The 10,238-nt window shown below is 66.0% G+C and carries 12 protein-coding genes and 1 tRNA gene; 10 read left to right on the forward strand and 3 right to left on the reverse strand.

The annotated features are described in order from the left end of the window. Positions 1 to 327 precede the first annotated feature (327 nt). Both IC40_RS0125720 and IC40_RS0125725 read left to right on the forward strand, forming a co-directional pair. Positions 328 to 1,050 (forward strand): 3-keto-5-aminohexanoate cleavage protein, encoded by a 723-nt coding sequence (locus IC40_RS0125720; RefSeq protein ID WP_030137527.1) that lies wholly within the window; start codon positions 328 to 330, stop codon positions 1,048 to 1,050. Positions 1,051 to 1,200: 150 nt separating this feature from the next. After that, positions 1,201 to 2,271, forward strand: coding sequence for a PE-PPE domain-containing protein (locus IC40_RS0125725; protein WP_234411547.1), 1,071 nt, complete (start codon positions 1,201 to 1,203; stop codon positions 2,269 to 2,271). A 5-nt stretch (positions 2,272 to 2,276) separates the two neighbouring features. On the opposite strand, the gene IC40_RS0125730 is transcribed toward IC40_RS0125725, so the two are convergent. Together IC40_RS0125730 and IC40_RS0125735 are read right to left on the reverse strand one after the other, a co-directional pair. Continuing rightward, a tRNA-Ser gene (locus tag IC40_RS0125730) sits at positions 2,277 to 2,366 on the reverse strand. Positions 2,367 to 2,385: 19 nt separating this feature from the next. Next, positions 2,386 to 2,898, reverse strand: a complete 513-nt coding sequence (locus IC40_RS0125735) for a MarR family winged helix-turn-helix transcriptional regulator (RefSeq protein WP_030137529.1) — start codon at positions 2,896 to 2,898, stop codon at positions 2,386 to 2,388. 41 nt (positions 2,899 to 2,939) lie between these two features. On the opposite strand from IC40_RS0125735, the gene IC40_RS0125740 reads away from it, so the two are divergent. Further along, on the forward strand, positions 2,940 to 3,920 hold the full coding sequence (locus IC40_RS0125740; protein WP_030137530.1) for an NAD(P)H-quinone oxidoreductase: 981 nt from the start codon (positions 2,940 to 2,942) through the stop codon (positions 3,918 to 3,920). On the opposite strand, the gene IC40_RS0125745 is transcribed toward IC40_RS0125740, so the two are convergent. Next, positions 3,917 to 5,113 (reverse strand): cysteine desulfurase-like protein, encoded by a 1,197-nt coding sequence (locus IC40_RS0125745; protein ID WP_030137531.1) that lies wholly within the window; start codon positions 5,111 to 5,113, stop codon positions 3,917 to 3,919. The genes IC40_RS0125740 and IC40_RS0125745 overlap by 4 nt on opposite strands. A 226-nt stretch (positions 5,114 to 5,339) precedes the next feature. Between IC40_RS0125745 and IC40_RS0125750 the strand changes: the two genes are divergently transcribed. The 7 genes from IC40_RS0125750 to IC40_RS0125780 form a co-directional block, all read left to right on the forward strand. Beyond that, the gene (locus IC40_RS0125750) at positions 5,340 to 5,843 is read left to right on the forward strand and encodes a bacterial proteasome activator family protein (protein ID WP_030137532.1); all 504 of its coding nucleotides are present in this window, start codon (positions 5,340 to 5,342) and stop codon (positions 5,841 to 5,843) included. A gap of 6 nt (positions 5,844 to 5,849) precedes the next feature. Continuing rightward, positions 5,850 to 6,650, forward strand: coding sequence for a galactan export ABC transporter ATP-binding subunit Wzt/RfbE (gene wzt, locus IC40_RS0125755; RefSeq protein WP_019510908.1), 801 nt, complete (start codon positions 5,850 to 5,852; stop codon positions 6,648 to 6,650). Next, complete coding sequence (glfT1, locus tag IC40_RS0125760; protein ID WP_030137533.1) at positions 6,643 to 7,581, forward strand: galactofuranosyltransferase GlfT1; 939 nt, start codon at positions 6,643 to 6,645, stop codon at positions 7,579 to 7,581. The genes wzt and glfT1 overlap by 8 nt, the downstream gene beginning before the upstream one ends. Next, positions 7,578 to 8,408: a galactan export ABC transporter permease subunit Wzm/RfbD gene (gene wzm, locus IC40_RS0125765; RefSeq protein ID WP_030137534.1), complete on the forward strand. Its 831-nt coding sequence runs from the start codon at positions 7,578 to 7,580 to the stop codon at positions 8,406 to 8,408. The genes glfT1 and wzm overlap by 4 nt, the downstream gene beginning before the upstream one ends. Positions 8,409 to 8,496: 88 nt before the next feature. Then, positions 8,497 to 9,090, forward strand: a complete 594-nt coding sequence (locus IC40_RS0125770; protein WP_030137535.1) for a hypothetical protein — start codon at positions 8,497 to 8,499, stop codon at positions 9,088 to 9,090. A gap of 13 nt (positions 9,091 to 9,103) precedes the next feature. Beyond that, entirely contained in the window at positions 9,104 to 9,883 is a 780-nt protein-coding gene (locus tag IC40_RS0125775) for an alpha/beta fold hydrolase (protein ID WP_030137536.1), read from the forward strand. A gap of 50 nt (positions 9,884 to 9,933) precedes the next feature. Then, positions 9,934 to 10,238, forward strand: a 305-nt coding sequence (locus IC40_RS0125780) for a DUF222 domain-containing protein (protein ID WP_030137537.1), incomplete at its 3' end; no start/stop codon positions are given.

Genomic DNA, 10,238 nt, shown 5'->3' on the forward strand with positions numbered 1-10,238 from the left:
CGGACCGCCGAGGCGCGGCGCCGATCACGGCACCGACGGCTCCGGCCACCAAGGTTGCCGCAATCAACCACAGCAATCCGCTGGTTATAGCTGACTGCATCGTCAAGGCTCCCGACAAATGACTGAACTGGTCATCTGATGATCAACTCGGCGGATCAGACATTGCCGAGCACACATCAAGATCATTCCCGAAGACCATGACATGCATGCTGCGCTCGCGTCAATATGGTCCGGCACACAGGAGACGCTCGTGGCGGAGCGGATGAGAAGTCTTTCGGTCACTTCCGAGACGAAACGCGTCTCGGGATGAACCCGCCAAAATGACGTATGGCCTCGACCCCGTACATCAAAGCCTGCATCAATGGCGCCCGCACCCCCGACGAGCACGCCGGGCTCCCGGTCTCACCCGCGCAGCTGGCCGCCGCCGCCGTCGCCGCGCAAAGTGCCGGCGCCAAGGCCGTACACCTCCACCCCAAGACCGCCGACGGCGTGGATTCGCTGGAACCGGCGATTGTCGCCGCGGCCGTGAGCGCCGTGCGCCAGGCGGTGCCGGGCCTGCCACTGGGCGTGACGACCGGGTTCTGGGCGCTGCCCGATCCGCAGCGGCGGTTGCGCACCGTGGAGGCCTGGACAGTGTTGCCAGATTTCGCCTCGGTCAACTGGGATGAACCCGGCGCCGAAGAACTGGCGCAGTTATTGCTCAGCCGGGGTATCGGGGTGGAGGCCGGGATCTTCCACGCCGCAGCAGCGGAGTCCTGGGCGGATTCGCCCCTGGCTGCCCGCTGCCTACGGGTCATGGTCGAGCTGGGGCCCGACGGCGATATCGAGACCGCCGACGATGTGTTGGAGCGTGTGAGCCGGGCCGGGTCACACGCGCCGGCGCTGCTGCACGGCCTCGACGCCAGCTGCTGGCCGCTGCTCGCGCACGCCGGCGCGCGGGGAGTTCAAACCCGCGTCGGGTTGGAGGACACCGTGCTGCTACCCGATGGGTCGACGGCACCGGGTAATGCCGAACTCATTGCCGCGGCGTACGAGATTCTCAGTCGTTAGCTGATTTCTGGCGAGAACTTGGCAAAATGGCAGCGGTAGAACAATTTTCGACCATTCAGCGAATGGTCGACCGTGCGAACACGGCCGCCGCGGTGGCCTTTGCCACCATACTTTCCGTCCATTCACACCGCGCAGTTGACGATGGATGGCGTGGCATCGATCCGGTCTCACGTCGACATCGATTGCGCCAACGGTGATGTGACGGCGACCCACTGGGGAGATCCTGGGATATCGCGATTCGACATCTACATGCCGCAGGCGAAAGGTCGGCAGGCCACTGTTGCTCTCGAATCTCGATTCATCCTGGGGAGGGAGCTTCACATGAGGGTTACCAGACGGCTACGCCAAACGGCCTCGATCGCAATGTCCGTGGCGTTCGGCATGTGCCTATTATCGCCGATATCGGCGCACGCGGAACCTGCTGGAGCGACGGTCCTCACGTTGGCGCCGGCATTTTTCCCGCTGCCGGGCAACTGGTTACGCGGTGAACTCTTCGCCGCACCCAACACCACAGTCAAAGTGCCGTACAACAACTTTCCCGCAGCTGCCAACGTTCACAAGGGTGCCGACCTTCTCGACGATCTGCTGCACTCTACTGCCGGCCCCAAGATCGTCCTAGGCCACAGCGAGGGAGCGCAAGTCCAAGACGATTGGCTACGCCGCTACGGCCCGACAAGCGATATCGATCCCGCCACAGTGCAATTCATCCTCACCGGCGACCCAGAGCATAGGTTCAACGGGTGCACACGTGTCCCCGCACCCACTCCCACCGAGCCCGACAAGAAGGTATGCAAATTCATCTACCACAGCTATGACGCCCCCGGTGGCTTCACCGGCCCGGGCTTTCCCGACGACACCCGATACAACGTGACCGTGATCTCCCGCCAATACGACTACTGGTCGGACTGCCCGAACCCCCTCATCAGCGGCTCCCCGGCAGACAAAAACCGAGACGCGGCCAATTCCGTCGGCGGGAAGGGAGAGCTCAAGGCTGTACACCTGGACTACGGCATGATCGGGCTCAACGACCCGAACAATCAGGTGTACGTCGATCGAAACGTCAAGTACGTCCTGGGCTCACCAGCCACCTACTACCTGCCCATGGTGACCCAGAAATGGATATCGCAAGCGCAGAAACAAGCCCAAGACCTGGAGCTACGCCCACAGGTCGAACTCAACTACGGTCGCCCCATGGGATCACCGACGCCACCGAGCTCATAGCCTTTTGGCGGTGGCGGAGGGATTTGAACCCCCGGACGGTGTTAGCCGTCTCTCGCTTTCAAGGCGAGTGCATTAGGCCGCTCTGCCACGCCACCGTCCGACAGCCTAAGCGGTCTACACCCGTCCGAGCTTCGCGGCCCGCCCATCGGCCTGTAGACCGGCGCTGATACGCCGGCAATTCTCGCCCATCGCGGTGATCTGTGAGCGCGACAACCGGTTCAGATAGTGGCTGCGCACCTCTGAGCCGTAGGTCTGCATGGCGTCGGCCAGCAGGGCACGGCCCTCGTCGGTGATGGTCGCCAGCACCCCGCGCCGGTCGTCCGGGCTGGCGACCCGGTTGACGAGGTTCAGCTTCTCCAGCCGGTGGATCTGCCTGGTGACCCGACTGGGCAGTGACATCAGTCCTTCGGCGAGATCCCCCATCCGCGCCGAACCACTGTCGGAACTGTCCAGGATGTCGAGCAATCGCACGTCGTTGAGCGTCAGTCCGTGACTGTCGGCCAACGACCGGTTCAATGTTGCGTACAGCCGCAATGCCGAGTCCAGAAAGTTTTGCCACGATTTCTGCTCGGCGATATCCAGGCCCGGCATCGAGCTCGCCGTACGCCCCCCCATCAACGCTTCCATCGCCCAATCCTACGTTCGCACGGCAGCGTAGCCTAGCTTCAATGAAGGCCGTTTCAGTTGTTTCACCCGAACGTATGACATGGCAAGAAGTTCCTGATGTCGCAGCTCAAGCGGGTGAAGTAGTGATCCGCGTGGCCGCGGCCGGAGTCAACAGAGCCGACCTGCTGCAGGCCGCGGGCAACTACCCGCCGCCGCCGGGTGCCAGCGACATCCTCGGCCTCGAAGTCTCCGGCACCATCACCGAGATCGGCGACGCGGTACGCGGGTGGACCATCGGTCAACGGGTGTGCGCTTTGCTGGCGGGTGGCGGGTATGCCGAGTACGTCGCGGTGCCCGCCGCGCAGTTGCTGCCGGTGCCCGACGGTATCGGGTTGCACGAGGCAGCCGCGCTGCCCGAGGTCGCCTGCACGGTGTGGTCCAACCTGATGATGACCGCACACCTGACCCCGGGTGCACTGTTGCTGATACACGGCGGCGGCAGCGGCATCGGCACACACGCCATCCAGGTCGCGCGCGAACTCGGCGTGCGGGTGGCCGTGACGGCCGGCTCGGCCGAGAAGTTGGCGCTGTGCACCGAACTGGGCGCCGAGATCGCGATCAACTACCGCGACGAGGACTTCGTCGAGCGGGTGTCCGCAGCCGGCGGCGCAGACGTCATCTTCGACATCATGGGCGCCAAGTACCTGGACCGGAACATCGATGCGCTGGCGCCCGGTGGACGGCTGGTCATCATCGGGATGCAGGGCGGCATCAAGGCCGAACTGAACATCGCCAAACTGCTCGGCAAACGCGCCGGTGTATTGGCCACCGCGCTGCGTTCCCGTCCGGTGGACGGCCCGGACGGAAAGGGCGCGATCGTCGCGCAGGTCACCGAGAACGTCTGGCCGATGGTCGCGGCCGGCCGGGTCCGCCCGCTGATCGGTGCGGAGCTACCCGTCCAGGACGCCGCCAAAGCACATGCGTTGCTGTCCTCCGGCGATGTCGCCGGCAAGGTGCTACTGAAGGTGTCCGACGACAGCTAGCCCAGCGAGGCCAGCACCCGGACCAGCTGGTCGACCTCGGCCGCGGTGCTGTAGTGCGACAACCCGACGCTGATCGCACCGCCGATATCGTTGACGCCGAAAGCCTCCAGCACCCGCGAGTGCTTGCTCCGGCTCACCAGCACGCCGTTGTCTGCCAGCCGCTGCATCACGCGCTCGGCGGGCACCCCGTCGACCGCAAGGCTGAGCACCGGGATCCGCTCGACCGGATTTCCGAGCACCATCACCAGCGGCAACGACCGCAGCGAGGACAGCAGGTAACCGAACAGACGGTCCAGGTAGGCGGCCGAGGATTCCATCGACACCGCGAGGCGCTCCCGGCGCGAACCGGTGGCACCCTCGTCCAGGTTCGCCAGGTACTCGATGCTCGCCACCACGCCGCCGAGCAGCCCGAACTGATGGATTCCTGTCTCCAACCGGGCCGGGCCGGTGGCATCCGGATCAAGGGAGACCGAACTGAACTGGTCGATGACGGCCGGGTCGCGGAAGACCAGCGCGCCGATCGGCGGGCCACCCCAGGCGACGGCGTTGAGCGCCACCACATCGGCGTCGATGTCGTCGATGTCGATGAGCCGGTAGGGCGCGGCGGCCGAATGATCGACGATCACCAGTCCGCTGTTCTCGTGGACGAGCTTGGTGACCGGAGTCAGATCGGTGACGGTTCCCAGCGTCGCCGACGCCGAGGTGAGCGCGACCAGTTTGGTCGGCGCGGTGATCAGGCTCTCCCACTGATAGGTGGGCAGCTCACCGGTCTCGATATCGACCTCGGCCCACTTGACCTTGGCGCCGTACCGGTTGGCCGCACGCAGCCAGGGGGCGATATTGGCCTCGTCGTCGAGCCGGGAAAGAACGATCTCATAGCCCAGCCCGACCTTGACCGATGCGGCGTCGGCCAGGGTGGTCAGCAGGACGGCCCGGTCGGCGCCGAGCACCACACCGTCCGGATCGGCACCGACGAAATCGGCGATGGCCTGCCGGGCGGCGGCCAGGACCGTCGCGCTGCGGCGGGCCGACGGGTGCGGTCCGGTGGTGATGGGCTTGGAACCTCGGAACGCCGTCGACACGGTGGTGGCCACCGAATCCGGTAGCAGCATCCCGTTCTGGGCGTCCAGATGTACCCAGCCGTCGCCCAACGACGGGTGCAACCCCCGCACCCGGGCAACGTCATAGACCATGTCAGCCACCTTAGAACGTCCGTGAATCGCACAGACGGACACACATCGGGTTACGGGGCCTGCCGCGTTGCAGGGACCCGGCCCGGATCACTTCGGCAGCCATACTAATGCAGGCCGTGCGCGGCCCGTGGTGCCAATCACCCCCGTTGTTGCTGGTATGTGCGGGAGCAACTCCGGTATGGCCGGGCCGATTCACCGGGACCGGAAAGGACTAGTGTCGGACACTATGACGATCCACTCCGGCGATGACGACAACGTCGAGATCCTCACCGGCGACGATGCCCCGTCGGGCGCGGACGAGGACAAGGCCTTGACCGACCTGATCGAGCAACCGGCCAAGGTCATGCGCATCGGCACCATGATCAAGCAGCTACTCGAAGAGGTGCGGGCGGCTCCGCTCGACGAGGCCAGCCGCAGCAAGCTGGCCCAGATCCACAGCAGCAGCATCCGCGAGCTCGAGGAGGGCCTGGCGCCGGAGCTGCGGGAAGAACTCGAGCGCCTGACGCTGCCGTTCAGCGACGACTCGGTGCCCTCCGATGCCGAGCTGCGGATCGCCCAGGCCCAGCTGGTCGGCTGGCTGGAGGGCCTGTTCCACGGGATCCAGACCGCGCTGTTCGCCCAGCAGATGGCGGCCCGCGCGCAGCTGGAGCAGATGCGTCAGCTGCCTCCCGGAATGGCGCCGCAGGGGCAACGCGGACCGACGCACCCGGGCACCGGGCAGTACCTGTAGCCGCCCGTGACCGACAGTCCATTCATCTCCACTCAGAACGCGTGGGTGGAGTTCCCGATCTTCGATGCCAAATCGCGGTCCCTGAAAAAGGCCTTCCTCGGCAAAGCCGGCGGCACCATCGGCCGTAACGACGCCAATGTCGTGGTCATCGAGGCGCTGCGCGATATCACGATGTCCCTGCAGATGGGTGACCGCGTCGGCCTCGTCGGGCACAACGGTGCCGGAAAGTCGACGCTGCTGCGGTTGCTGTCGGGCATCTACGAACCCACCCGCGGGTCGGCGACGGTACGCGGACGGGTGGCCCCGGTGTTCGATCTCGGCGTCGGCATGGACCCGGAGATCTCCGGTTTCGAGAACATCATCATCCGTGGCCTGTTCCTCGGTCAGACCCGCAAGCAGATGCTGGCCAAGGTCGATGAGATCGCCGACTTCACCGAGCTCGGCGACTACTTGTCCATGCCGCTGCGCACCTACTCCACCGGTATGCGGGTACGGCTGGCGATGGGTGTGGTCACCAGCATCGACCCGGAGATCCTGCTGCTCGACGAGGGGATCGGCGCGGTCGACGCGGAGTTCATGAAGAAGGCCCGCACCCGGCTGCAGAGCCTGGTCGCGCGGTCGGGAATCCTGGTGTTCGCCAGCCACTCCAACGAGTTCCTGGCCCAGCTGTGCAAGACGGCGATGTGGGTCGATCACGGCACCATCCGGATGACCGGCGGGATCGAGGAGGTCGTCGGCGCCTACGAGGGCCCCGATGCGGCCCGGCACGTACGTGAGGTGCTCGAGGAGAACGAACGACATGGCTGACGCCGCGACTCAGCAACGTGTTGTCGCGGTCATCGTCACCCACCGCCGCGTCGAGGCCCTCACGGTATCGCTGACGGCGGTGTCCGGTCAGAGTCGCAAGCCCGACCATCTGATCGTCGTCGACAACGACGACGATCCGGCGGTCGCCGAGTTGGTGGCCACCCAACCGATACCGACGACATATCTCGGCTCCCGCCGAAACCTGGGTGGTGCAGGTGGTTTCGCGCTCGGCATGCTGCACGCGCTGGCGCTCGGCGCCGACTGGGTCTGGCTGGCCGATGACGACGGCCGACCTGCCGACGACTCCGTGCTGGCGACGCTGCTCGTCTGCGCCGACAAGCATGCGCTCGCCGCGGTATCGCCGATGGTGTGCGATCTCGGCGATCCCTCTCGGCTGGCGTTCCCGCTGCGCCGGGGCGTGGCATGGCGCAGGCATGTGGCGGAACTGAAGGTCGACGCCTCTGACGACCTGCTGCCGGGCATCGCGTCACTGTTCAACGGCGCCCTGTTCGCCGCCAGCACACTGGAATCGGTCGGGGTGCCCGACCTGAGATTGTTCATCCGCGGCGACGAGACCGATGTGCACCGCCGACTGGTGTTGTCCGGTCTGCCATTCGGCACCTGTTTGGACGCGTCGTATCTGCATCCGGACGGCGCCGACGAATTCAAGCCGATCCTGGGCGGACGCATGCACACGCAGTATCCCGATGACGCCGTGAAGCGGTTCTTCACCTACCGCAACCGCGGTTACCTGCAGGCGCAGCGCGGGTTACGCCGACTGATACCCCAGGAATGGGTGCGTTTCGGGTGGTTCTTCCTGGTGACCCGGCGCGATCCGGCGGCTCTGCGGGAGTGGCTGCGGCTGCGCAAACTGGGCAGGCACGAGAAGTTTTCGAGATATCAGGCTGAGGCGGAGAGGCGGGGCGCATGACGATCGTCGACGCGGCGGCCCAGTCCAAGACGATGGCGCGCGCCTGGGGTGATCTGCGGGGCGGGTTCGGCAAGCGCGAACTGTGGCTGCATCTCGGGTGGCAGGACATCAAGCAGCGCTATCGGCGTTCGGTGCTCGGCCCGTTCTGGATCACCATCGCCACCGGGACCATGGCGCTGGCCCTCGGCGGCCTGTACTCCAAGCTGTTCAATCTCGAACTGTCCGAGCATCTGCCGTATGTGACTCTCGGCCTGATCATCTGGAACCTGATCAATGCGGCGATCATCGAGGGCGCCGACGTGTTCGTCGCCAACGAGGGTCTGATCAAACAGCTTCCGACGCCACTGAGCGTGCATGTCTACCGGTTGGTGTGGCGCCAGGTCCTGCTGTTCGCGCACAACATCATCATCTTCGTGATCATCGCGATCATCTTCCCGCAACCGTGGAAGTGGACCGATCTGACGTTCATTCCCGCGCTGTTCCTTATCGTGCTGAACTGCGTATGGGTGGCAATCGTTTTCGGCATTCTCGCGACCCGGTACCGCGATATCAGCCCGTTGCTCTTCAGCCTCGCGCAGCTGCTGTTCTACATGACCCCGATCATCTGGAACGACGAGACGCTGCGCAGGCAGGGTGCCGGCGGCTGGGCGAAGATCATCGAGTTCAATCCGTTGCTGCACTACGTCGACATCGTCCGCGCACCGCTGCTCGGTGCCGATCAGGAGCTGCGACATTGGATCGTCGTGCTGGCGTGTACGGCGGTGGGTTGGCTCTGTGCGGCGTTCGCGATGCGGCAGTACCGTGCGCGCGTCCCGTACTGGGTGTAACCGCGTCAGCTGACTGATCCGTCAGCGTCATCCGGCGGTCACCTCGACGCCACCGCGCTGTCGGCTGTGCGGCGTTGAATGGCCTCCCATGACCGACACCGTCACCCCCGAGAACACCGAATCCACCGCAGATACCTTCATCGACGCCGAGATCGTTCCGGTGGCCGAATCCGACACCGGTCGTCACGCCGGCGATGTCCTCGAGCGGCAACTCGACGCGGGCCAGGATCTGAGCACCCACCTGATCGAGGCCACCACCGACGCCGCCGCTGCGGTGGCGGAGTCGCCCGCCAAGGTGATCGCGGCGATCCGCAGCGGCGCCACGCTGCCCGCCGCGCTCGGCGAGACCAACGAGGCCGTCCAGGAGGCGGTCCTGATGGCGGGCAGCCGAATCCGCACCGCTGTCGGTGCCTTTGTCAATCAGCAGGCACCGTTGCCGAACGCCGTGATCGTCGGTGCCGCAGAGGTGGCCGCAGCAACGGTGCGCGGCCAGGGCGAGCTGGTGTCCTCGGCGGTGGACGGCGTGTTCGAGGTGGCCGTCACCGTCGGCAGGCGCGGTGACGTCCGTGACGTGATCGACCAGGAGTGGAGCGAGTTCAACGCCACCGCCGTATCGGTCCGCGAAGCCGTCGAGGCCCGCATCGCGGTGGCCCGCCGGTCGATCCGAGACGCTGTTTCCTGAACAATCGGTGCCTGTGAGCACCACACTGGCAGGACCGGACGGCACCGAACTCGTCGCCGAGGTGACGGGATCGGGGCCGCCGGTCGTCTTCGTCCACGGATCCAACGGCGATCTGAATTCGTGGGCTGATATCGCCGGCCGCCTCAGCGGCTATCAGCTGATCCGCTACGCCCGGCGCAACCATCCACCCAGCGGGGTCGGTCCGGCACCGAACAGTTTCGGCGCGGAGGCCGGCGATCTGCAGGCGGTGCTCGAGTCCGTCGGCCGAGCTCACGTCGTCGGGGCGTCCTACGGGGCGACCGTGGCGTTGCATGCGGCACTGGCCGACAGCAGCCGCATCGCCTCGCTGGCGTTGTTCGAGCCGCCGGTGCTGATGACGGGTCCGCATCTGACGGCCGTGATCGACAGCTATCAGCGACTTTTCACCACGGTGCGGTACGCCGATGCCCTGGAACTGTTTCTGCGCGAGGCGGCGCAGATCCCCGCCGACGTACTGGCCGACGGGCCGCCCATTCCGGATGACCCCGTCGCGGCGATGAGCGCGCTTGCCGATCTGGAGGCGATGGCCGGTGACGACGCACGCGTGGATCGCTGGGCAGCGATCGATGTTCCGGTGTTGCTGATGCAGGGCGGTCAGAGCTGGGCTCCGCTGCCCGACGGGATGGAAGCGTTGGGCGCGGCGCTACCTGCCGCGCGGCGCGTGGTGTGGGCCGAGCACTCTCATTTCGCCATGATGACCGCACCAGAGCTGATGGCCGCGGCGGTGCAGGAGTTCTTGGACGGGTTGGCGTAGGCGACGTTTGGCGGGCCGACGTGTCAGAGGTGCGGAGTAACCTCGGAGAGGTGATCGAACACCAGTTCGAAGGACCGGGGATGGTGGTCGCTGACCACCTCGATGCCGCGCGCGGTCAGCTGCTCGCCGAACGCACCGCGGTGGCGGCGAAGGTGCTCGCGGCGGGCCGGTTCGCCCTGGCCCGGATGGCCGAGTTGGGGCATGGGTTCGACGATCTGATCGTCGATGACTGGGAACTGGTCGCCGCCGAGCTCGGCGCGGAGTTGGGGATCAGCCGGGGCCGGGCCTGCACGCTGATCACCCAGGGCCGCGACCTGCTCACCCGGCTCCCGGTCTTCGCCCAGGTCTTCGCCGG

Origin of the sequence: Mycolicibacterium neoaurum ATCC 25795, assembly GCF_000691525.1 — a bacterium.
In the GTDB taxonomy this organism is placed as follows: domain Bacteria; phylum Actinomycetota; class Actinomycetes; order Mycobacteriales; family Mycobacteriaceae; genus Mycobacterium; species Mycobacterium neoaurum.